Source organism: Pseudoduganella sp. (assembly GCF_041914865.1).
In the GTDB taxonomy this organism is placed as follows: domain Bacteria; phylum Pseudomonadota; class Gammaproteobacteria; order Burkholderiales; family Burkholderiaceae_D; genus Rugamonas.
On record NZ_JAYSCO010000003.1, the window covers coordinates 131,784 to 153,148 of the forward strand.

The following is a 21,365-nucleotide window of genomic DNA, read 5'->3' on the forward strand; positions in this document are numbered from 1 at the left end:
GGCCGCAAAGCCAGCTGCGAAGAAGGCCGCAGCAAAGCTGGCCGCAAAGCCAGCTGCGAAGAAGATCGCAGCAAAGGTGGCCGCCAAGCCAGCTGCAAAGAGGGCTGCGCCGAACTTTACGGCTTAAGAACTTGCGTTAACCGGCGATTCCGACTTCTTGCAAACTCTTATGCTTTGGTGCTGACATCTCCAATGACTTGATCACACATTTAGCGAAGTTAATACGTAGGTATGCCAGCTAAATCGACAGGCCACTGAATGCTGTCCCAGTCTAGTATTAGCGTTTGCCAGAACCCTGAAAATGACGCATGAGCTACTTGAAGTCGGGGGCCTCGCTGGGTTTGGTGGCACGGATCCGGTGTGCGTACGCATTTACTGAGAGGCATGTTTGTGGATGCCTCCCGGAGATGTGAGAGGCCTTCAGATACGACTAGGAGAACGATCCAGCGCTAAGTTTAGCCCAACACTGCGAACGAACCCTGTTCTGGCCAACGGATGTAGTTTTTCCATTTCCAAATGGGGATAGGCAGGAAAATCTGGTCTGGGATACCGATCTGACCTAAGCCAATAGACCAGGTAGATCCCATGCCGAGTTTCGAGTCTGTCCATGTACGCGGGAAGTTGGTGAATGAAGCCATGTTCCAGGTCTGCGCTGTGTGCTTTCTTTGCTTCAATAGCGATTTTCGCTTGGCCCACATTTTGTACGTGGCCATATACGCAGAAGTCCACACTTCCTCCGCCTGCTCTAGGTTCACAGGATACTTCGAAATTGTTCACACCGCCATACACCGCGAGGAAACTAGCGATAAGTCGGCTCATTTCCGGTTCACTCAGTGGTTCGATGTTGGGGTCATCGCCCGTCCACAAAAATTTCTCCGCACCATACCTTCGGATATCTTTTTCGCAGAAGGAGATGCAATCCAGGATGCGTGAGAAGAGTGCATCAACTGATGGGTAGGAATCACCTGCGCTTTGATCCCCGCATTTCAGGTCGCGGATCATACCTAGTGGCGGCGTTGTATAAGGTGTGTGTACCGAACGTAAGGCAGTTATACTTTCCCCCTTGGGCACAATCCCGCAGCCGATTGAGGTGGCCGACCACTGGATTGCGACGCGGCATGGATCGCTACCTTCATATTTTTCGCTGTGCTGATGCAGTTCGTTCCTTCGAACGAATACCTGTCCATCTGAGATAACTGATTCAATGCTGTAGCCTGGATACTCGAGCTTAAAAAGAGATTTTTTATCTCCTTGAAGGTAGCCTGTGGGGGCGATAAATTCAATGGTTGCAGCTTCCTCTGCAAAGTCAGAAATCGATATTGGCATCGGTCCGTCTTCTGAAATTGAGAGTGTTAGCCGGCCAGCTGAAATTGTGCGCATAGATACCTTTACATGTCTTGAGTTGATGAAGTTTAGCTTCGGCGAATCACGCGTTATCCCGGATTCTAGCGTGACCTAGCTTGCGAAGATATTGAGTTCCTATCGTTGCAGGCCAAACAAAGACACCGCGCACTTTGTTGGATGCTTGCTCGTCACCGTGGCGGAAGTCGCAAACGAATTTATGAATGGTGCATTTTCAATTCCGCCACCTTGAAAAGGTGAAAGAAGCGATGGGCATCAGTGCGCTACAAGAGACGGAAGGGGGAGCATAGCCTTCCATCAGGTGTTTGTCCCGCCATTTCCATAATATCTAGGCCAACGGCCCGTACTTGCGATTCGCAAATTCGCCCACCCACGTCGCGAACCTCTCAACGTCTTCTTTCAATTGATCGTAGTCCGGGGTTTCGGCCGGAAGTTCGTTCGATTGCGAATGCTCGAACACCGAATAGCGTGTCATCAGGTCCTCAATCAGGACGCAGTCGTCAGGGGTAATCTTCGCGAGCGCCCCGATTTTATTTTTTGTCTCGACGGATCGCCTGAAGCGAGCGATTACGCCGTTCATAAGAACCTTTTCGACAGAATTCTCGACCAGCGTTCGGAAAGTGCTGCAAATGTACTTTGCCTGCACCTCATAGCCTGAAACGTCTTTGGCTTCGAGTAATTTCCGAAGCTTTGCCATTTCTTGGTCGCGCAATGCGTTGGCAGACTTCTGGACGTTTGAATTCTTGACGATCGACTTTTCCACGATGCCCGAACTCGAACCTAATTTGTGAAGAGTGTGAACCATTAACTTGACAGGCGAAGTTTCCTTCGCCGCTTCGGCCTGTTTTTCGACTTTCCCTACGGCTTCCTCAAGCAATGCGATCATCGAAAGGCGATGCGTGAACACGATGACTTGGCGAGTTTTGGAAAGCTCGACTAGCCGATTGACGACCGCCTCTTCATAGGTTTGGTCAAGAGACGAAATAGGGTCGTCGAAAATGAACGGCGTTGGCTCGCCAGATCCCGCGATGTCTGCGAGAAACGCTGCAAGCGCGACCACCCGGCTTTCGCCTTCACTCAGGACGTGCTTTGCTTCGGTAGTCGCCTTGCTGCTCTTGATTGATAGGCCGATGCTTACCTTACCCTTCCCTTGCTTCTTGCTTGAGGTTGAGATCGGTATCTTCTTGCCGCCCAGGAGTGAAAGTTCGGACAGGAAACGCTCCTGGTAGTCCTTCGTCACTTCGTGCTCACTTAACTCGTTGGCCTTCGTAGTCAACGTGTTTGTTTTCGTAAGCGCCAGCGCAGAATCAATCTCCTTCAGCTTCTTGCGGCGCTGCACTTCGTCGACGACGGATTGTCGGTTCTCCGATAGCCATTTCATGCATTGAAGTTCGGCGAGCCTTGCTTCAAGCTCCTTGCGTTTATCGTCGTTCTTGAGCTCATTAAGGGTCTTTTGTTCGACCTCCAACGTGCCTTTAAGCGCGATGATTTTTTGCTCGAATGGTGTCCAGTCAAACGGCGGGATCGCTTCGAAGTCCGCTGATGTTTGAATCGCATCCCATCGAGACTTCAACAACGCGTGACTAGAAGCCGTGAAGGCAGCCTCCATCTGGAGCACCCCGCACTGGAGCTTCCAGGGACCTTCTTCCGGCATGGCCGGGCCCTTTGCAAGCAGATTCTTGAGGTCTTCTTCCGCCTTCGCCGCGGCAGATTCAAGGCCGCCTTTCACGAACTTCTCGAAGGAAATCAACCGCGCCCTGGCATCGCCATCGAGCTGTTGCTGACAAAGAACGCATTTGCTTCCTTCATCTGTGACGGGAAATGCTCTTCCGTGGTAGCCGGAATGTTCCGAGTACTTTCGTGCCTCCTCCCAAAGGGCTCGCCACGTTTCTTGTCCAATACCTTCGAGGGACGCCTTTGCAAATACTATGTCTGCTTCCTCACTTGCGGCCTTTCGTTTGGAGACGGCGTCCGAGCGAGCCTTCACGATAGCGCTTGCCGCGTTATCATGAAATGCCGTCTGTATGTTCGCGATGTATTGCTCCGCAGTGGCAATGGTGCCGAGGTTCGTGGCGATGGTCGCCAGCCTCTCAGGAACGTTCTTTTGGTGGATGGCCTGCTCTGCACTGAGCCTTTCGGATTCGAGCTCCTGGTTGAACTTGCAGCGTGCATCGATATCGGCGTCTTTCGTCGCAGCGGAGAGGGTCGTAATCCATTTGGCTCCGGCGGTTAGGAGCAGGCTTGCCGGAATTGCGGGTACCTTTGATGGCAGTGAGATCTTCCGGCGGTCCAGATTGGCAGCCACCTCCTCGCATATTTTGATAAGCGAGGTGATGAACCGAATCTTTCGCGGTTCGTACGATGCTTCATTTTTTGCACCGAAGTAGAGTGCAGCGGCGTGGGAGTCGAAAATATGCACTTTCTTCAGCGTCCCATTCGTCGCGCCAGTCAGCGTCCAGTCAATGCTCTTTTCTGCACCTCCGTAGGTGAGATTGATGGAAGCTGTGGGGGGCGCGGGCTTGTCCAAGAATACGTTGGGCAGGATGTCTTCTTTTGCGCGAGAGCCACATGCATGCTTCAGGAGTCTGGAATAGCCTGACTTGCCCGTTCCGTTGGGACCATAGATCGCAACCAGGGACGCGTCCCCGAATTCTAGCTCGGCATCGCTGGAAATCGCGTTGACTCCATTTACCTTGTTTAGACCGAGAAGATGCAGATGGGGCCCCTTTTGAGCCGCCCCCAGTGCTCCCGCGCCGAGTGCTTTGAACTTGCCGTTGCCAGCTCCAAGAGCCTCCTCCGCGCAAAGGCTGGATAGGACCTCAATTTCCCCCGCATCTGGAAGGGTTCGCTTTTCGAGCATGTCTGCAGCTGCAGTCTGCAACCACTTAGGCCGCGCGGCCAACCACGAATCGAAGGCATCGGCAACGGCCATCGCTGGAGTCGAATCAGGCATTCTCTATTCTCCATGAGCTAAATAAATAACTAGTTGCGAATCCCGTGTCGACGACGCGAACTAACGGCGCATATCGCCGCACTATCCGCTCCCTGAGACGTCGCAGTTCGTTTCAGACAGTTTGGAGAAGATGATGTCACTGGGCAAGTAATAGCGGCATTGTGACAATTGGTGGTATTATTTTAGCAACAAAAAGTGTGATTTCTAGTCAGTTAAGTAACTCCGGTGGGATACGGTGTTCCCAATCGAATCCGATTTGAGCAGCGCTGATCTTTTCGAGGAATGATCAATTGCCCACATCAAGTTGCTCGCCACGCGGGTTGCGCAAGTAGGGAAACGCTCCGCATCGCAATGCCGAATTGTCCAGTGCATTCCGGGGCTGGAAAAAGCCTCGAGTCTATTCGAAGGCTCTTTGGGGCGACCTCGGTTGATCAATCACTCGACACTATCGCGACATATCCAGTGCTGGCATGAATAGATTCTCACGGCGCCACTTCATAGAATAAGCGCCTGAATTTGAATAGATTCGTGAATAGATACTTTTTGCCGCACTGGCAAGTTCGGAGAGACGGTGGGTCAGCTAGCGCCCTTCAGCTCAGCTTCCACCAGGAGCAGCATCTCCGATGGACGGATTCCGAGCGCTTCAGCCAGCTTAAAAATCACTTTCAGCGCCGGCTGATTGATCCCCCTCTCGATGAGACTGACATAGTTCCGCTCAATCCCAGCCGCAAGAGCAAGTTGCTCCTGTGTCAACCCAGCTTTCTTGCGAAGCTGGCGAAGAACTCGTCCGAATGAGACTAATGGATCCAAATCTTCTCCCAATATATTGGGAGAAATGGTCGTCGCACAGTATCATTAAGTCTTCACAATATATTGTGAATTTTTAAGGAAAAGGCAATGTCGACTGGCGATTGGTTTGGAAATTTTGCGTTGTACGGCGTCGGAGGAGCGCTAGTTCTATGGATTCTGTGGGCCTGGCTGCAGCATGATCTGGCGCAACGACGCGCTCTTTCAGAGCTTATTGCAGGTGGCTTTAAGGTTGACCACCAGGTCAACAGTACGAAAACGGTGGTCTTCGATGACACCCTCCGTGAGATGGTAATCATCGCAGGACCCACGCTGTATCGCTACTCGTATTCCCAGGTCGACACCTGGTCCCATGAGTGCTTAGTGCGAAATGGTGCGCAGACCGGACACAAACTTGTATTTACCGTGCTCGACCCCAAGCATCCTCGGCATGAAATTCGAGTCTCAGGACGTGAGGCCAAATTGTGGATTGCTAAGATGCGCGCTATTCTGGCTCAGTAATCCACTGCTTGGGCGCGATGTCACATGCCTGTCGAATACAAACCAATTATCGATCGCTGCACCACCCTTGCGCTGACGCTTGCCAGGGCGCAGCAGTTGGCCAAAGAAGATGATTCGGGTGATCCTGGCTCACTGGCACGCGTGCTAGGGCTGGATGCCAAAACGCTTCAGCCAGTTGCGGGCCGTCGCTGGATTTGGATGGCGGCCCAGGGCGCAAGTGTCAGCTATCGAGAGATAATGGATGAACGGGGCCTGATTGAGGCCATTTCGTCGGGGCAGGTCTCCAGCAAGTTCTTCGCACACATTTGCACGTTCCTCGACGAGGTCCCGCTTCAAGTGGTGGTCATGGCATGCACTCAAGTCGCCCAACGAGGCCAAATTCCAATGGATGCGATCTGGAAAAATATCGCGACACTGGCGCGTCTAGTCGGGAGTCGCCGTGCGCTGTTCTGGAGCGTAGAGCATTAGTTGCGGAGGCATTTTGTGAGCAATCGCAGGAATAAGCGGCAACATAATCTTCGGCATCGGGCGCTACGAGTCATGCCGCTTGGTGCCTTTAGTTTCACTGCAGAGGATATGGCGTGGCTCGAAATGAAACCTGTCGGCCACGAGTTTGGCAGCTCCGCGAATCGAATGTAACACTCGATAAACCCGTATGGCCCTTATTTACGTATGCGGCGATCCGCACGGGAAGTTTGATCACATTATCGAGGCGATTGAAAGCGAGCGTCCACTTGCTACGATCCTGTTGGGTGACCTTGACTTAAAAGTGCCACTGCAAGACGCGCTTGGGAATTTGCCTAATCCGGGGGAGGTTTGGTGGGTTCCTGGAAATCATGATACTGAGACCGACTTGGGGTATGACTGTTTGTTCGGTTCCGCATATGGCGAAAACAATTTGCATGGCCGTGTAGTGAACATTGGCGGACTGGCTGTGGCTGGCCTTGGCGGCGTATTTCGTTCAAAGATCTGGTCCGGTGGTACGGCTAGGTTTCAGTCTCCAGCCGAATACACAGCGACATGCGGGAAGGGCAACCTATGGCGCGGCGGACTGCCATTGCGGCATCGATCTAGCATCTTTCCTAGCGACCTAGTGTCGTTCGCTGGCCTTTCTGCGGACCTGCTTATTACTCATGAAGCGCCAGGTGCACACCGATTTGGGAGCAGCGTACTTACCGAGCTGGCGGCGAACCTTAAGGTGAGTAGTGCTTTTCATGGACATCACCACGAATCCATCGACTATCCTGACGGAGTGTGGCACGGAGTGGGGCTTCGGGAAATCTTCAAGCTTCGAATTGACTGATCGATGATCGAATTAGATTCGGATGCGTGAAGGATCTTCTCACTGAACGCGCTCGCTGAAAGCGTAGCAGTTGGCCTTTGCATCATTCAGAGCGTGATGCTCAGGCAAGCCGGTCTTCGTGTGGAAGTCGTGACGCAAGAGCTCACTAATGGGATCGTCAACGAGGCGCGGTGAACACCAGGCTGGAAGCTGCCAGTTAAGTTCCTGGGCGGCTATCGCCGCTAATCGAAGCTTCATGATCCCAAAGCGCTCGTTCAATGCGGAAGTGACCGCTCCGCGCGATTTTTGCGTAGTACCGCTCGAGTTTAGAGTATGGCCTCATTGTTAGCTAGCTTTGCTATAGGTTATTACCAGTGCCTCATGCGGCGCTCCGCCATCTCCAAATGCTTTGAGGTAGTTTCCGTTTGGAAGTGGAGTACCCTTCTTGCAGATACAAATTGCCTCGATGACGTCCGCAATCGTCAGCGATTGCCCCTCCAGAAGGTTCTTGAGTTCTTGGTCAGACCACGGTGAGGTTTTGTCTGGGCGTCCTATCGTGGCGGCGTAAGCCGCATCGTGCCATGCACACGCAGAACCTTCAGGGGGGAAGTAAGCAGGCTGTTTGTGGAATGGGTACTCGCAGTAGAACATTTCCCATATTGCTGCATAGTGGTTTTGAGTAGCTTGGCGCGTAAGTTGCGAGTGGAAGTGAGAGTCTCCCGTTGACTTTTGCTTCGAGTCCCAAGTGTCTACATGAGTACTTAGCCGCGGCCATTTTGCTTCGAATACCGCTGCTTTAAACTCCATATCGTTCTGCAAAATGATACATGCGTCGGCTCCGATTTCTCGCTCAGCGCTCGGGTTTAATACTTGCACTTTCGCTCGGAGTCCCGCAATATTCCTTGCGTTAATCTCTCGCCGGAGCGCTCCCGTAAAATTTGATGTGTAATCGTTTTCACTGACGATAATACCTTCGATCAAATCGGCGCGAACTAGCCTGTCCGCCCAATGAGCGCAGCTCATCAACTCCCGGGTAATGTCCCATGGAAATAGCATGTAGAAACCTCATCAAGCCAAACGTTCAGCTTTAGCGCCGTTAGTCATGTCTAAAAACATGCATCAGGCACAGCTCCAGGCCCACACGAAGCTTTAATTCTTGAAATTTGATACCTAGTTCAACGCCTGTTGTGCCCAGCTCTCGCCAGGAGGAACTTTAACTCATCTGACAGTCCGTGTCAGGTCACATCTGAGCCAGTATAAATTATGACCGTAGCTGCGATATTCCGGATAGCCTGGGATCGTGTGCCATGCTGTCCTGAAAGCGGTGCATCCTGGCGCTAGCTCGCCTTGAATCTTCAAACTTTGTGGCGGCTAGCGCAGACTTTTACAGTAACTATACTTCAGCCATTATTTCGCTACGTGCGGCAGCAAAATCCGACGCAGTGCGACATAACCGCCGACGAGGTCACTTGATGGAACGAGACCAGGGTGCTGCACATACAGATCCCAGATAGTGTCCTCGGTACGATCATTAGGTTCGTACATGTTCAACAGGACGCGTGCTTTGTACTGCCACGGATCAATCAAAAACATAGTTTGTTCCTTTTCTATAAATGTCAGGTCAATGTATATCCCCAATTGGCCTTTGATAAAAGAGAAAAAGAACACTGCAAGCATGCCTTTGTTAATTCGCAATTTTCTGTGGTGCGCACGAGACGATTCATTGTGTGGAGTCCGGCGTAGTGCAGCAAGTGTGACGTCCATTCCCTGCCAGCCCTATGCGCCATGGTGCCGATGCCCTTTTGCGTTTGGCTAGATTTTCGACTGCTGCAAGCAGTATCCAGCTGGGGGCTAAATGAAGGGTGCTAGCAAAGCTTTTCAAATTCAAATTGCAGTCCATTGCCACCTGTATGAATCTGGTTGGCCATTCTTCGATGAGCCACTCTGCGGAATCAAGAAGCGATTCGCGATGCCCAATGGTCAAATGCTCGAATCTGCGGGTGTTGCTCGGAAGTGCATCGCATGGTTGCCCCCGCACCGCCTGAACTCGTCGGAGCATGTCGTGGGTGCTATTCCTCAGGAAGAGCTGCGAAACGTACCAGAGTGCTTGTCCATACTCATGGGGCAGGCCATCTTGAATTCGCTGAGCGCGAGATGACTGTTCTGTAAAAGGCATCACTTCCAGGTCGCCTAGGTCATATCCGCATGCCCTGCAATATCGATGCGAAATCCATCGCCTTGGCTCTGCGCAGTAATGTGTCGCCGGCCATGGGCGATGACCGCAATTGGGACATGAATCCCGAAGCAGGCAACCATGAACCGGGCATCGAGTGTTGAAAGCAATCCTCCAACTAACGCGAAAGAATGGGTAGGGATCACTGGCCAGGCAGGCTGGGCAATACATTGGGCTTCCGCCAACGTGCGAGCCGAACGCACTGAAGGAAAGTGTGCCGCGTAGCTGATTGAGAAATCGTTGTTTTGCCAAATGCCTGGCCACCTCGACGTCCAAAGTAAGTGGCTTCAGGACGCCTTGGTCGTACCTAAACTGGTCGACCAACCAATCTAGATCCCTACTGGTAAAGATCCGGTCGGGATCGATTTTTCGTGACCTGTAGTCGAGCAGTGGGTAACGCCAGTATCCGTTCAACTGCCCGGCTCGCTGGCGCCACGACGAGAGTGATTCGCCATCAAACGGTGGCGGTCGTATCAGGAACATACAGAATCCCCCTGCAGCGCTAGTCGCTGCCTATGGAAAAAGGCAATCTCGAATAATTGCGTTGGCCTTGGTGTCGGCCGCCGTCCAATCCCGAAGGTCCGGAACAAGCGGTGCGCGGCGCACCATGTAGTTCTTCACCATTGTGGGAAGAAGCTTCTTGTAATTGCGTGTGATTTCTTCAAGCTGAAGGAGGTGTCTCTTGCTGATCCTGGGATGTGGATCTATCCATTGCCTGTCACGTTCATAGTGCGAATAAAAGAGTCGAGCGAACGCGTAGTCGCTACGGCTTCTTGTCAGACAAAAATGATCCTCCTCCCAGGGGGCGAAGGTATCTCGAAACTTCTTCAGCCATGACGGTGCACGTTGATAAGCCAGGTACGTCAAGCTCTTGCGACAGAAGTCGCAGCGTTCCCGGTGTGGCCTTGTGTATCGAATATCGTTGCTGCAATGTGGACATTGATCGACTAAGAGCAATCCATGCGCACGACAAGTTAAGGTCAGGGCATAGTTGCAGTAATGTGTAACCGGGAGGCCCTCTTGAAGGCATGCAGGGCAGATTCTTGAGGGATTCCCTAGCCCATAAAGGCGTAGTTTAGACGAGGTCGAATTGCATCTCCTTAAGCCTTTGGAGGGCTGTCTTTCTCCAAGTGCAATTTCCTTAAGTTCTTCATCCGTTGCGATTGCCAGGGTCATGAAGCTGCCACGTAGCTTGCTGCTTAGTTCGCGTATGCCCGCCATTGTGTTCTTTTCGGCCAATTCCATTAGATGATCTTGTCTGCATTGGAAAGCTGCAGGCTCCGGGCGTACTAGTAGTGTCGGCATACCCATTTTCTGGATCGGTTGCGACGCGTACACCCTTCTTAGGTTTTCGAGGTAGATCATGATTTACGAGGTTTCAATGGCATGGTCCAGGAATCGACCCATTCTTCGTAGGGTTCGCCCTCTTGCGTCAAATTGCGCATAACGCCACCGGGAAGAAGGGGGTTCAATTCATCCTTTAGGGCTGCGCCAAAATGGACTTGCAGTGCATTTGCTAGATCAGATTGGGTGATGTATTCACGTCCATCATTGACGGCAATATCGACTGCCCAGCTAAAAACGCGGTAGACGTAATCCATGATTCCGTTGGTGGCGTAATAGAGTCGCTTTGCAAGGTCAACAGAGATGTCAGACGTTTCCGCGAGAGGCAACGCGTTAGCGTATCGCTGGAGGAACTCATGGAAGGTCTTGAATTGTCGCGGCGAATCAATCCGAAAGTAGTCAAGGTGAATTTGCTTCGCTGTCCGGCGCCGAAGTTGCGGACTAAGTCGTACAAGTGAAACCGCCGAAGGCGCGCCCAGTAGAACAACGAGTCTCTTGCAGTCGTCGATCAAATCGCGCAGCAAATCGCCAATTTCCTTGATGCCACCGTCTTTCCGACGTGCGGGGATATCATGGACGTTGTCAATTATGATCACTCGCGTCCTTAGCTGCGGAAGCAGAACCTTTATCCGTTTGTTGAGCTCCGATTCCGTATGACAGGTCGACAGCGATGGGCTGATCGTTTGAAGCAAGGTAGCAGCGATTGCCCATTTGCTGATGGTTGATGGAAGTCGGAATGCAACTACTGGAATTCTGGATTGCTCGCCGCTGTGGTCCGCAGGCCATAGTTTTTCAATGTAGTCCCTGATGTAAGTCTTGCCCGCGCCTGTTGGTACGAGTAGAAGCAGGCCGTCCCCGCGGTTCCGCTGTTCGCAGGCTATGGCATGCCGCCGAATCTCCTGGAGAGCATTGACGAACGATGGGTAGTTCACGTGCATCTCTTCCGACATGTAAAGTAAGCGGTCTGCAACAGAGGCTCCCCTCCATCGAAGCGCCTTTTCTTCTGTGGTGTTCATCAAAAGTCCTCCGGAAGGTCCCAGTGTTCATCGGTCGCATCGATTTCGACAGACTGGATGCGATCAATTTGATGTTCGATGTCCGTTATTGACTCTTCGACTGTTTTAGGCGTTTTTTTCATTGATGGGACGTCTCCGATGTTCTGAGCCCATTTCCGCTGGTGGCGCTTGTTCGATTTCATGGCCTGCTCTACGAGCTCTTGGAGCTTGATCTTCGCAGCCAGCATGTCGTCCATTGCAGGATTATTTTTCCTTTGTTCGCGAGCGATCTTTCGGATCAACTTGTGTTGATATAGCGTCAGTCCTTTCGTGAACTCGGGGTTCAAGCTCGGTACTGCAAAGTACTTCTTGCAATGTGGGTCGAGCACATAGATTCGATCTAGATCTGAAGGGTTGTAGCGAAAGATCACCCGTTCGTTGTGCCCGATTCGACGTCGTAGAAGGATGAGACGGTCGCACTGATAACGGAGGCCAAGGAACATGACGCCGTCAGGTCGAAACGCTACACTGTGGCTTAGTCCGAAGTACGCGTCTAACTGATCGAGATTGGTAGGAAGCCGAGGGCGTATGAGATCAGCGCGCTTCTGCCATTTTTGAAGAGGTGTCATGCCATCCTCTCTTGGCATATTAGGGTGCAAGCAGAAGGCCCATTGATAAGCACACTTCGCAAAGACGGAAATGTCCATCGCTGCCGTCGCCAGTCCAACGTCAAGCATTTTCCTATCTCGTTTCTCGCCACCGAAGCCAGGAAGATGCTGTAGAAGATGCTCCACAGTCTCGCCATTGAAATTTTCGACAACTGACTTTTCAGTGGGGCGATATGGCTTAGCCCATGCGCAGATGCTATTGGTTGAAAGTTGAATTGCGGATTCCAGATCAGAAGCATGGAAGTAGAGCGCATTGTCAAACAGCGCGATGCCCGGGATGCCAAATCTGGCGCTGGACGCCAAGAGGCCCATCGATTGCAAAAGCGGCCCCTTAGGTAGCAAGACAGATCTGTATGTATCGAGAGCCGAGACAGTGCTGCGATGTCTGTGGCCAATTGAGAGGCCGAGCGCCAGCGAGCTATGTTGGTCGACACCCGCGGTTAGGAAGGCGCGCCCGATGGGAAGGCCGGTTTTTTGATTGACCAGGAACGTGCGGGTGTCCTTGTCGTCAAATTCGACTACAGCTAAAGGATCAATTGCCCTATCACGCGGATAGTGCGCCCGGAAGACCTTATTGGCGAATGCCTTTCCCCTATTTCGAACGCAGATGTCATACGCGTCGAAATTCTGAGAGATCAAGCGATCGACGGTGGACCAGCTGGGGACGAGCGCGGAAGCTTCACTTGCGGGAATCTTCTTTCTGATTTTGGCTTCAATAGAATGCAAAACTTCGAAGGTGTATATTTTCCGATTCGCATTCAGTCGCAGCTCCTGAAATACTTCGGCTATTGCTTGGTTGACGACCGATGGGAGGCGGGTTCCGGCACCGCGCCCACCGCGACTTGCGAAGTCCGGGAGAAGTGCTCGCATGTCGCCACTTCGCTTGTCGAAGCGTCGCGACCATTCATAGACTGTACGTAGCGAGAAGTCTTCTAACTCGGGATTTTCTTGACGCAGTCGCTTCTTGAGTCTTTCGAAGTCCATCTGCAACAGTGGCGTTTTGCGAAGGCATATATAGCCAAGTTTCCGCAGCTCGGAGATGTAGGCATAGAGACTGCGTGCATGCTGACGTGCTGCGGGGCTAGCGTCTGAAAGCACTGTGAATTCGGACTGCTCGTATGGCAGAACGGTGACTGGTGATGTCGATTCTGTGAGCGGAGTAAGCCTGCGTTGCAGGTATTCCTCGTAGAGTATTTCGAGTTCGACAAATTTCTCTTCGTAGGTGTTTACATTGCGCAGGACGCACTGGGACTTAACGACCCGGACTATCTCCATCACTGTCAGGCCATGCTGCAAGCGTTGTCCAGGCTCGAACCCGAACGTCATATCTTCGAACGTAACGGGGCCTATTCGCCCGTGAACGCTGTTGTTACACAAGGTATGCATGTTATCGACTCCTTGCCAACTGATCCCACCAGGTGTGGCCGTTCGGCGAGGTGGATAAAGCGATGTTTGCCAAGTCGAGTAATGGCGTGGCAGACACCACCGTCGATGGCTCAAATGGATCACTGAAGTTGAAGAATGCTTTGCTTTTCCAGGCCGCGGCGAAGATTACCGCCTTGTCAAAGCCTGAATCTACCAAGGCTTCAAAGGTGTCCTGGCGTTGAGCTCGCAAATGGGCCAGGAGTGCATCGATCTCGTTCTGTGGGACGCAATTTGATGCGCGCCTCATCTCCATCAGTTGATGTCGCAAGTGGTAGGAAAGAGGATGTTTGTCGGTCCAACACAAGTACTTGATGCCAAATTTGGCGAATTTCTCTTGATTGCGGTCCAGTGTGGCTTGAACCAGGGCCGTGATGTAGCGGCTCGTTTTTACTTCGATGACGAGAATTTTGCCATTGGAGCAACTCGCTAGATAGTCAGGGACAATCTGGTATCCGAACGTTTTCGCGTCGGTTCTGAACGGTTGCTGCTTAAAGCGAGTGATGTAGCCGGCGTTGGCAAGATAATCTAGCAACAACACAGCGCAAGCCTCGGTTCGACCCTGACCGCCAACTGGCAGTCCGCGGAGCGACGTTGAGATGCTGTGATATTGGGATCGTTTCGAATGGCCCTTTAGAGAGCGGGCAGGGGGCTGCGCATAGACGTGTTCGAGCCACTCCAGTGACCCCATGATGGGGGGAGATTTCGTACTCATGATCATTCCCAGTCGCGTTCATGTGCGACAAAAGTAAATAGGGGATTGACCTTAAGGCTGGAGTCCGATATCTTGAGGGTTCTCAGGCGCCTTGAGATATCATTCTCCGGCCGAAAGGGCGGCGGATCTGCAAATTGTGGGTTCGTCGCTTTTTTACTTTCCGGGTTCCTCTTCTTCCAAAATATGTTCAATTCTCGCCAGCTTCTCAGGCGATACGTTAACAACTTGGCCGTTCCGCAAAATGAATGTTCCAGCCAACGGGCTGACGTTCAATTCAAATGCGGTGGTGCCATGCTGCGAGCGCTCAGCTTCGGCCCGACTACAAAGCAGCCTTAGCCCATGACCACCAATACCTAGTGAGTTTGCGATACGTAGAACCGTTCCGATCGGCGGCGGAGGCCGTCGGGAGTTCTCGAGCGAGGAGTAGTAGCCGGCGGTTACCCCAGCTTTCCCGGCTACCGTTGCTTGGCTTAACCCAAGGCTGACCCGAACTCGGAAAAGCTCAGCACCGAAGCTCGTTACTTCAACTAACTTTCTTGGCATGAATGGCCGCTGATGCACTATTGGGAAACGATAGCATGTGCGATCGTTGGTTGGCAAGCCTCGAATCTCAATAAGTCCTTTATAATCAGATGCTTACGTTCATATTATAGCCATAAAACGGAACAACTTAACTGATCGAAATTGGTTTTGAAAAAGCGATGCCTGTTGATGGTCGACTTGAAGTAGCTCAACAGCGCGTAGGGCTACTTCAATCATGTCACCATAATTACCGGGCAATTTCAGTGAGGATTCTGCATAAATTTGCGGTTGCGCATGTCCGATTGTCAGACCTGACCCCGAATTTCTTATTGACTCACTTGTCTATACAACTTAAGCTGTGAACATGTGCGGGCCTCGCGCAGGCCGGCTATCACCAACTTGAGGAGATGACATGAGCACCCAGCACCTGGAAAACGATCCGCGTTATGACGCTTCCCGCGATATCCGTGCCCCGCGTGGCCCGGAACTGACCTGCAAGACCTGGGGCGCGGAGGCGGCTTACCGCATGATCCAGAACAACCTGGACAAGGAAGTGGCGGAGAACCCGAAACACCTGGTGGTGTACGGCGGTATCGGCCGTGCGGCCCGCAACTGGGAGTGCTATGACCAGATCCTGGCTTCGCTGAAAAAGCTGGAGGCCAATGAAACCCTGCTGATCCAGTCCGGCAAGCCGGTTGGTGTGTTCCAGACCCATGAGGATGCGCCGCGCGTGCTGCTGGCGAATTCGAACCTGGTGCCGAAGTGGGGCAACTGGGAGCATTTCAATGAGCTGGACCGCAAGGGCCTGTTCATGTACGGCCAGATGACGGCCGGTTCCTGGATTTACATCGGCACCCAGGGCATCGTGCAGGGCACTTACGAGACCTTCGCGGAAGCGGGCCGCCAGCACTTCGGGGGCGACCTGAAAGGCCGCTTCGTGCTGACCGCCGGCCTGGGCGGCATGGGCGGCGCGCAGCCGCTGGCGGCGACTTTCGCCGGTGCGGTGTCGCTGAACATCGAGTGCCAGCAGTCGTCGATCGATTTCCGCCTGCGCACCAAGTACCTGGACAAGCAGGCGGCCAACATCGATGAGGCGCTGGAAATGGTCAAGCTGCACAAGGCCAACGGCGATGCAATCTCGATTGGCCTGCTGGGCAATGCGGCCGACATCTTGCCGGAGCTGGTGAAGCGTGCCAAGGCTGGCGGCATCATCCCTGACCTGGTGACCGACCAGACGTCGGCGCATGACCTGGTCAACGGCTACCTGCCGCAGGGCTGGACTGTGGAGCAGTGGAAGGCGGCGCAGGCCGATGCTTCCCAGCACGCCAAGCTGGTGGACGCTGCCGCTGCTTCGTGCGCGGTGCATGTGCAGGCCATGCTGGACTTCCAGGCGCTGGGTTCGAAAGTGGTCGACTACGGCAACAATATCCGCCAGGTGGCCTTCGACAAGGGCGTGAAGAATGCCTTCGATTTCCCGGGCTTCGTGCCGGCTTACATCCGTCCGCAATTCTGCGAGGGCCGCGGTCCGTTCCGCTGGGTGGCGCTGTCGGGCGATCCGGAGGATATCTACAAGACCGATGCCAAGATCAAGGAGCTGTTCCCGCACCATACCCGAGTGCACCGCTGGCTGGACATGGCGCGCGAGCGCATCGCCTTCCAGGGCCTGCCGGCGCGTATCTGCTGGCTGGGCCTGGGCGAGCGCCATATCGCTGGCCTGGCCTTCAATGAAATGGTGAAAAACGGTGAGCTGAAGGCGCCGATCGTGATCGGCCGCGACCACCTGGATACCGGTTCGGTGGCGTCGCCGAACCGTGAAACCGAGGGCATGCGCGACGGTACCGATGCGGTGTCGGATTGGCCGCTGCTGAATGCTATGCTGAATACTGCCGGCGGCGCGACCTGGGTTTCGCTGCACCATGGCGGTGGCGTGGGCATGGGCTATTCGCAGCACTCGGGCGTGGTGATTGTGGCCGACGGTACCGAGGCGGCTGCCAAGCGCCTGGCGCGCGTGCTGGTCAATGACTGCGGTTCGGGTGTGATGCGTCATGCGGATGCGGGCTATGAGTCTGCGATCGAGTGCGCGAAGCGTAACCATTTGAACCTGCCGATGATTAAGTGAACCCCGGTGAAGCTGGGTACGACCCAAGGGTCGGACCCAGTCAGCTCCGCAGTCCGCGGCTCCGGCATACCCGGGGTCTGACCCTCGGGACTAGGCGTCCCCGTCTGACCCAGCCCTGCCGGGTTGAATGCAAACGAATACGAGTAACGAAACCATGACCCAACTGACCCTGAACCCTGGCAAACTGACCCTGTCCGACCTGCGCGCCGTGTGGACCGCCCACACCCCGATCGCGCTGGCGAAAGAGGCTTACGCTGCCGTGGAAGCTTCCTGCAAAGCCGTGCAGGATATCGTCGCCAAGGGCGACGCCGCCTACGGCATCAACACCGGTTTCGGCCTGCTGGCCAAGACCCGCATCCCGGACGACAAGCTGGAACAGCTGCAGCGCAACCTGATCCTGTCGCACTCGGTGGGCACCGGCGAACTGATGTCCGACGAAGTCGTGCGCCTGCTGATGTTGACCAAACTGAGCTCGCTGGCGCGCGGTTTCTCCGGCATCCGCCCGATCGTGATCGACACCCTGATCGCGCTGTACAACGCCGGCATCATGCCGGCCATCCCGGCCAAAGGCTCGGTCGGCGCGTCCGGCGACCTGGCGCCGCTGTCGCACATGACCCTGGCCATCCTGGGCGTGGGCGACGTGCGCGTGAAGGGCGAGCTGGTACCAGCGGCCGATGCGCTGAAAGCCGCCGGCATCGCGCCTGTCGTGCTGGCCGCGAAAGAGGGCCTGGCCCTGATCAACGGCACCCAGGCCTCCACCGCGCTGGCGCTGCACGGCCTGTTCATGGCCGAGCGCCTGCTGGAAGCGGGCATGGTCACCGGCTCGCTGTCGCTGGACGCGGCCAAGGGTTCCGATTCGCCGTTCGATGCGCGCATTCACGAAGTGCGCGGCCAGCCGGGCCAGATCGCTGCCGCCGGCATCTACCGCGAACTGGTCTCCGGCAGCGCGATCCGCGCTTCGCACCTGGTGGGCGACGAGCGCGTGCAGGACCCGTACTGCCTGCGCTGCCAGCCGCAAGTGATGGGCGCCTGCTGGGACATCATCGCCAACGCCGGCCGCACCCTGCTGATCGAAGCCAATGCCGTGACCGACAACCCGCTGATCTTCCAGAACGACGACGGTCCTGTCGTGGTTTCGGGCGGTAACTTCCACGCCGAGCCGGTGGCCTTCGCGGCCGACACCCTGGCCCTGGCCATCGCCGAAATCGGCTCGATCTCGGAGCGCCGCATTTCGCTGCTGATCGACGCCACCCTGTCCGGCCTGCCGCCATTCCTGGTGCGCGACCCGGGCGTGAACTCGGGCTTCATGATCGCCCACGTGACCGCCGCCGCGCTGGCGTCGGAGAACAAGTCGATCGCCCACCCGGCATCGGTCGACACCATCCCGACCTCGGCCAACCAGGAAGACCACGTCTCGATGGCCACCTACGGCGCGCGCCGCCTGCACGATATGGCGCACAATACCGCGACCATCCTCGGCATCGAGCTGCTGGCGGCGGCGCAGGGCATCGACTTCCATCGCCCGCTGAAAACCTCGGCGCAACTGGAGCATGTACACGCCCAGCTGCGTTCCAAGGTACCATTCTTCGACGCCGACCGCTTCTTCGCGCCGGACATCGAGGCAGCCAAGCAGATGGTGGTGAATGGCGACCTGAGCGCAACTTGCAAGAGCCTGTTCAGCGCCCTGCATCCGTAAGGAGGGTTTCATGGATTACCGCTTCCACGCAGGCAGTATTCCCTTGCTGGTGTCGATGCCCCACGTGGGCACCGACATCCCGGACGATATCGCCGCCGGCATGGCGCCGGCGGCGACCGAGAAGGCCGACACCGATTGGCACCTGGTCAGGCTGTACGACTTCCTGGGCGCGCTCGGCGCGTCCACCCTGTCGGCGCGCTGGTCGCGCTATGTGATCGACCTGAATCGTCCGCCGGAAAACACCAACCTGTATCCGGGCCAGGACACCACGGGCCTGTGCCCGCTCGACACTTTCCACCGCGAGCCGCTCTACCTGGAAGGCCGCCAGCCGGACCATGCCGAGGTGCAGCGCCGCCTGGCGGCTTACTGGCAGCCTTACCACACGCAGCTGCGTGCCGAACTGGATCGCCTGCTGGCCATCCATGGCAAAGTGGTGTTGTGGGATGCCCACTCCATCGCCTCCATCGTGCCGCGTTTCTTCGAAGGCAAGCTGCCGGACCTGAATTTCGGCACCGCCGACGGCGCCAGCTGCGATGCCGCCATGACCGAGGCCATTGCCTCCGTGGCGCGCCGCGACGAGCGCTATACGGTGGCGGTCAACGGCCGCTTCAAGGGCGGCCACATCACGCGCTTCTACGGCAAGCCGGAGCAGGGCGTGCACGCGATCCAGCTGGAGATGTGCCAGTCCACCTATATGGACGAAACGGCGCCCTTCGGCTACCGCGAGGACCTGGCCGGAGACGTGCAGCCGCTGTTGCAAAAACTGGTGCAGGCCGCTGCGGATTGGGTGAAAAAATGAAGGCCCTGTACGCACACAACGCGCTGCTGCCGGAAGGCTGGCGCAAGAACGTCCTGCTGCAGTGGGACGAGCGCGGCAACTTCACCGCCGTGCAGGCCGATGCCGTGGCGGCGCCAGGGCTGCCGAGCGCGCGCCTGGTCATGCCGGGCATGGTCAACCTGCATTCGCACGCCTTCCAGCGCGCGCTGGGCGGGCTGACCGAGTTCGCGGGCGAGACCAAGGACAGCTTCTGGACCTGGCGCGACCTGATGTACCGCTTTGCGCGCAATATCACGCCGGAGCAGATGGAGGCGATCGCCGCCCAGCTGTATTCCGAGTGCCTGCGCCACGGCTACACCTCGATGTGCGAGTTCCATTACGTGCAGCGCGCGCCGGACGGCAGCATGTACCCGCAGGCGTCGGAAACGGCGCAGCGTGTGATTGCAGCCGCGCGCCAGACCGGCATCGGCATCACCATGCTGCCGGTGCTGTATTCCTGGGCCGGTTTCGGCGAGCAGCCGCTGAAGCCGGAGCAGGCGCGCTTCCGCACCGATGCGCGCGACGTGCTGAAGATCATCGGCGAGCTGGAACCGCTGCGCGACGCGCAGGTGGAAGTGGGCGTGGCGCCGCATTCGCTGCGCGCCGCTTCCGTGGCGCAGATCAGGGAAGTGTTGGAGCACCTGCCGAAAGCGCGCCCGGTGCACATCCACATCGCCGAGCAGCAGGGCGAGGTGCAGCAGTCGCTCGACTTCAGCGGCAAGCGCCCGGTGCAGTACCTTTACGAACAGCTGCCGGTCGATGCGCGCTGGTGCCTGGTGCACGCCACCCACCTGACGCCGGACGAAGTGACGGCCATCGCGCAAAGCGGCGCCGTGGCGGGGCTGTGCCCGACCACCGAAGCGAACCTGGGCGATGGCCTGTTCCCTCTTGAAAGTTTCCTGGAGCAGGGCGGGCGCATCGGCGTCGGCAGCGACAGCCATGTCTCGCAAAGCGCGGTGGAGGAGCTGCGCTGGCTGGAATATGGCCAGCGCCTGTTGCACCAGCGCCGCAACATCGCCGTCTCCGGCAAGGAACGCCGGGTCGGCGACTTCCTGTGGCAGGCTGCCTTGCAGGGCGGGGCGCAGGCTGCGGGCCGCCCGGTGGGCGCGCTAGCTGTCGGCAAGCGCGCCGATTTGATAGTGTTGGATGATGACCACCCGAATCTTGATGGAATCGACGCCGCCGACGTGTTGGGCTGCTTCGTTTTCAGCGGAAATGATAATCTTGTCAGGGATGTGATGGTCGGCGGCCACTGGGTGGTGCGCAACCGGGAGCATGCGGCGCAACAGGCCATCACCGCGCGCTTCAAAAAGACACTGGCCGAACTGCGCGAGCTACGAGCATGACCAAAATCATCCAGTATGCAAGCCTGCATGCCACGCCCTGGAAGAACGGCGGCGGCAGCACTACGGAATTGTGCGTGATGCCGCCCGGCGCCAGCTTCGACGAGTTCGAATGGCGCATTTCGCTGGCCACCATCGCGCACAGCGGGCCGTTCTCGGTGTTCCCCGGCATCGACCGCACCTTGACCCTGGTCGAGGGCGGCGGCGTGGTGCTGGACGTGGGCAACGAGCGGCGCGTGGCGCTGTCCGAGCGCGAGCCGGTGATCGCTTTCCCGGGCGAGATTGCGGTCAGCGCCACAGTGGAGGGGCCGCCCACCACCGACTTTAACGTGATGACGCGGCGTTCGGTCTGCAACCACCAGCTGGAGCGGCGCGTGGTGCGCGACTTCTCCACGCTGGAGCGGCGCAGTCCGACCACCGTGGTGTTCCTGGCCGAAGGCGAGAGCCTGAACCTGGCCAGCGCCAGTGAGCGCATTTCGCTGGTGCGCTATGATGCGGTGGTGCTGGACAAGGATGATGTGTGGACCCTGGAAGCGGGCCATGCCACCGTGTTCATTGTCGATATTTTCCCGAACGAAGAGTAAAA

At 56.0% G+C, this 21,365-nt stretch carries 18 protein-coding genes; 8 read left to right on the forward strand and 10 right to left on the reverse strand.

Annotation, left to right across the window (positions count from 1 at the left end):
* Positions 1 to 420: 420 nt before the first annotated feature.
* From ACE3TQ_RS02550 to ACE3TQ_RS02560, 3 genes are all read right to left on the reverse strand, one after another.
* A complete protein-coding gene (locus tag ACE3TQ_RS02550) occupies positions 421 to 1,326 on the reverse strand; it encodes a hypothetical protein (RefSeq protein WP_374580354.1) in 906 nt (301 codons plus the stop codon).
* Positions 1,327 to 1,690: 364 nt separating this feature from the next.
* Positions 1,691 to 4,315, reverse strand: coding sequence for an AAA family ATPase (locus tag ACE3TQ_RS02555; protein ID WP_374580355.1), 2,625 nt, complete (start codon positions 4,313 to 4,315; stop codon positions 1,691 to 1,693).
* A 576-nt stretch (positions 4,316 to 4,891) separates the two neighbouring features.
* The gene (locus tag ACE3TQ_RS02560; RefSeq protein ID WP_374580356.1) at positions 4,892 to 5,125 is read right to left on the reverse strand and encodes a helix-turn-helix domain-containing protein; all 234 of its coding nucleotides are present in this window, start codon (positions 5,123 to 5,125) and stop codon (positions 4,892 to 4,894) included.
* Between the two features lie 87 nt (positions 5,126 to 5,212).
* Here ACE3TQ_RS02560 and ACE3TQ_RS02565 point away from each other — a divergent pair, with 87 nt between their 5' ends.
* The 3 genes from ACE3TQ_RS02565 (at position 5,213) to ACE3TQ_RS02575 (ending at position 6,926) form a co-directional block, all read left to right on the forward strand.
* Positions 5,213 to 5,623, forward strand: coding sequence for a hypothetical protein (locus tag ACE3TQ_RS02565; RefSeq protein WP_374580357.1), 411 nt, complete (start codon positions 5,213 to 5,215; stop codon positions 5,621 to 5,623).
* Between the two features lie 24 nt (positions 5,624 to 5,647).
* Complete coding sequence (locus ACE3TQ_RS02570; RefSeq protein WP_374580358.1) at positions 5,648 to 6,091, forward strand: hypothetical protein; 444 nt, start codon at positions 5,648 to 5,650, stop codon at positions 6,089 to 6,091.
* Between the two features lie 187 nt (positions 6,092 to 6,278).
* The gene (locus ACE3TQ_RS02575) at positions 6,279 to 6,926 is read left to right on the forward strand and encodes a metallophosphoesterase (RefSeq protein ID WP_374580359.1); all 648 of its coding nucleotides are present in this window, start codon (positions 6,279 to 6,281) and stop codon (positions 6,924 to 6,926) included.
* 324 nt (positions 6,927 to 7,250) lie between these two features.
* Here ACE3TQ_RS02575 and ACE3TQ_RS02580 read toward each other — a convergent pair whose 3' ends face one another.
* From ACE3TQ_RS02580 to ACE3TQ_RS02610, 7 genes are all read right to left on the reverse strand, one after another.
* Positions 7,251 to 7,961 (reverse strand): hypothetical protein, encoded by a 711-nt coding sequence (locus ACE3TQ_RS02580; protein ID WP_374580360.1) that lies wholly within the window; start codon positions 7,959 to 7,961, stop codon positions 7,251 to 7,253.
* 351 nt (positions 7,962 to 8,312) lie between these two features.
* Positions 8,313 to 8,669: a hypothetical protein gene (locus ACE3TQ_RS02585; RefSeq protein WP_374580401.1), complete on the reverse strand. Its 357-nt coding sequence runs from the start codon at positions 8,667 to 8,669 to the stop codon at positions 8,313 to 8,315.
* Entirely contained in the window at positions 8,626 to 9,621 is a 996-nt protein-coding gene (locus tag ACE3TQ_RS02590; protein ID WP_374580361.1) for a TniQ family protein, read from the reverse strand. Before ACE3TQ_RS02590 ends, ACE3TQ_RS02585 begins: the two co-directional genes overlap by 44 nt.
* Positions 9,622 to 10,499: 878 nt before the next feature.
* Positions 10,500 to 11,498, reverse strand: coding sequence for a TniB family NTP-binding protein (locus ACE3TQ_RS02595; RefSeq protein ID WP_374580362.1), 999 nt, complete (start codon positions 11,496 to 11,498; stop codon positions 10,500 to 10,502).
* Positions 11,498 to 13,531 carry a Mu transposase C-terminal domain-containing protein gene (locus ACE3TQ_RS02600; RefSeq protein WP_374580363.1) on the reverse strand — a complete coding sequence of 678 codons (2,034 nt, stop codon included), beginning with the start codon at positions 13,529 to 13,531 and terminating at the stop codon, positions 11,498 to 11,500. Before ACE3TQ_RS02600 ends, ACE3TQ_RS02595 begins: the two co-directional genes overlap by 1 nt.
* 1 nt (position 13,532) lies before the next feature.
* Entirely contained in the window at positions 13,533 to 14,282 is a 750-nt protein-coding gene (locus ACE3TQ_RS02605) for a hypothetical protein (protein WP_374580364.1), read from the reverse strand.
* A 153-nt stretch (positions 14,283 to 14,435) separates the two neighbouring features.
* Complete coding sequence (locus ACE3TQ_RS02610; RefSeq protein WP_374580365.1) at positions 14,436 to 14,825, reverse strand: helix-turn-helix domain-containing protein; 390 nt, start codon at positions 14,823 to 14,825, stop codon at positions 14,436 to 14,438.
* A gap of 391 nt (positions 14,826 to 15,216) precedes the next feature.
* Here ACE3TQ_RS02610 and hutU point away from each other — a divergent pair, with 391 nt between their 5' ends.
* From hutU to ACE3TQ_RS02635, 5 genes are all read left to right on the forward strand, one after another.
* Positions 15,217 to 16,923 carry a urocanate hydratase gene (gene hutU / locus ACE3TQ_RS02615; RefSeq protein ID WP_374580366.1) on the forward strand — a complete coding sequence of 569 codons (1,707 nt, stop codon included), beginning with the start codon at positions 15,217 to 15,219 and terminating at the stop codon, positions 16,921 to 16,923.
* Between the two features lie 154 nt (positions 16,924 to 17,077).
* The gene (gene hutH / locus ACE3TQ_RS02620; protein WP_374580367.1) at positions 17,078 to 18,619 is read left to right on the forward strand and encodes a histidine ammonia-lyase; all 1,542 of its coding nucleotides are present in this window, start codon (positions 17,078 to 17,080) and stop codon (positions 18,617 to 18,619) included.
* A 10-nt stretch (positions 18,620 to 18,629) separates the two neighbouring features.
* Positions 18,630 to 19,418 carry an N-formylglutamate deformylase gene (hutG, locus tag ACE3TQ_RS02625; RefSeq protein ID WP_374580368.1) on the forward strand — a complete coding sequence of 263 codons (789 nt, stop codon included), beginning with the start codon at positions 18,630 to 18,632 and terminating at the stop codon, positions 19,416 to 19,418.
* The gene (locus ACE3TQ_RS02630; protein ID WP_374580369.1) at positions 19,415 to 20,782 is read left to right on the forward strand and encodes a formimidoylglutamate deiminase; all 1,368 of its coding nucleotides are present in this window, start codon (positions 19,415 to 19,417) and stop codon (positions 20,780 to 20,782) included. Before hutG ends, ACE3TQ_RS02630 begins: the two co-directional genes overlap by 4 nt.
* Complete coding sequence (locus ACE3TQ_RS02635) at positions 20,779 to 21,363, forward strand: HutD family protein (protein ID WP_374580370.1); 585 nt, start codon at positions 20,779 to 20,781, stop codon at positions 21,361 to 21,363. The genes ACE3TQ_RS02630 and ACE3TQ_RS02635 overlap by 4 nt, the downstream gene beginning before the upstream one ends.
* Positions 21,364 to 21,365 lie beyond the last annotated feature (2 nt).

What these genes read in the sequence shown, in the direction of transcription:
- ACE3TQ_RS02550 (WP_374580354.1), bottom strand. Translation starts at nt 1,326, where the DNA reads ATGCCAATATCGATTTCTGACTTTGCAGAGGAAGCTGCAACCATTGAA.
- ACE3TQ_RS02555 (WP_374580355.1), bottom strand. Translation starts at nt 4,315, where the DNA reads ATGCCTGATTCGACTCCAGCGATGGCCGTTGCCGATGCCTTCGATTCG.
- ACE3TQ_RS02565 (WP_374580357.1), top strand. Translation starts at nt 5,213, where the DNA reads ATGTCGACTGGCGATTGGTTTGGAAATTTTGCGTTGTACGGCGTCGGA.
- ACE3TQ_RS02570 (WP_374580358.1), top strand. Translation starts at nt 5,648, where the DNA reads ATGCCTGTCGAATACAAACCAATTATCGATCGCTGCACCACCCTTGCG.
- ACE3TQ_RS02575 (WP_374580359.1), top strand. Translation starts at nt 6,279, where the DNA reads ATGGCCCTTATTTACGTATGCGGCGATCCGCACGGGAAGTTTGATCAC.
- ACE3TQ_RS02580 (WP_374580360.1), bottom strand. Translation starts at nt 7,961, where the DNA reads ATGCTATTTCCATGGGACATTACCCGGGAGTTGATGAGCTGCGCTCAT.
- ACE3TQ_RS02585 (WP_374580401.1), bottom strand. Translation starts at nt 8,669, where the DNA reads ATGGACGTCACACTTGCTGCACTACGCCGGACTCCACACAATGAATCG.
- ACE3TQ_RS02590 (WP_374580361.1), bottom strand. Translation starts at nt 9,621, where the DNA reads ATGTTCCTGATACGACCGCCACCGTTTGATGGCGAATCACTCTCGTCG.
- ACE3TQ_RS02595 (WP_374580362.1), bottom strand. Translation starts at nt 11,498, where the DNA reads ATGAACACCACAGAAGAAAAGGCGCTTCGATGGAGGGGAGCCTCTGTT.
- ACE3TQ_RS02600 (WP_374580363.1), bottom strand. Translation starts at nt 13,531, where the DNA reads ATGCATACCTTGTGTAACAACAGCGTTCACGGGCGAATAGGCCCCGTT.
- ACE3TQ_RS02605 (WP_374580364.1), bottom strand. Translation starts at nt 14,282, where the DNA reads ATGAGTACGAAATCTCCCCCCATCATGGGGTCACTGGAGTGGCTCGAA.
- ACE3TQ_RS02610 (WP_374580365.1), bottom strand. Translation starts at nt 14,825, where the DNA reads ATGCCAAGAAAGTTAGTTGAAGTAACGAGCTTCGGTGCTGAGCTTTTC.
- hutU (WP_374580366.1), top strand. Translation starts at nt 15,217, where the DNA reads ATGAGCACCCAGCACCTGGAAAACGATCCGCGTTATGACGCTTCCCGC.
- hutH (WP_374580367.1), top strand. Translation starts at nt 17,078, where the DNA reads ATGACCCAACTGACCCTGAACCCTGGCAAACTGACCCTGTCCGACCTG.
- hutG (WP_374580368.1), top strand. Translation starts at nt 18,630, where the DNA reads ATGGATTACCGCTTCCACGCAGGCAGTATTCCCTTGCTGGTGTCGATG.
- ACE3TQ_RS02630 (WP_374580369.1), top strand. Translation starts at nt 19,415, where the DNA reads ATGAAGGCCCTGTACGCACACAACGCGCTGCTGCCGGAAGGCTGGCGC.
- ACE3TQ_RS02635 (WP_374580370.1), top strand. Translation starts at nt 20,779, where the DNA reads ATGACCAAAATCATCCAGTATGCAAGCCTGCATGCCACGCCCTGGAAG.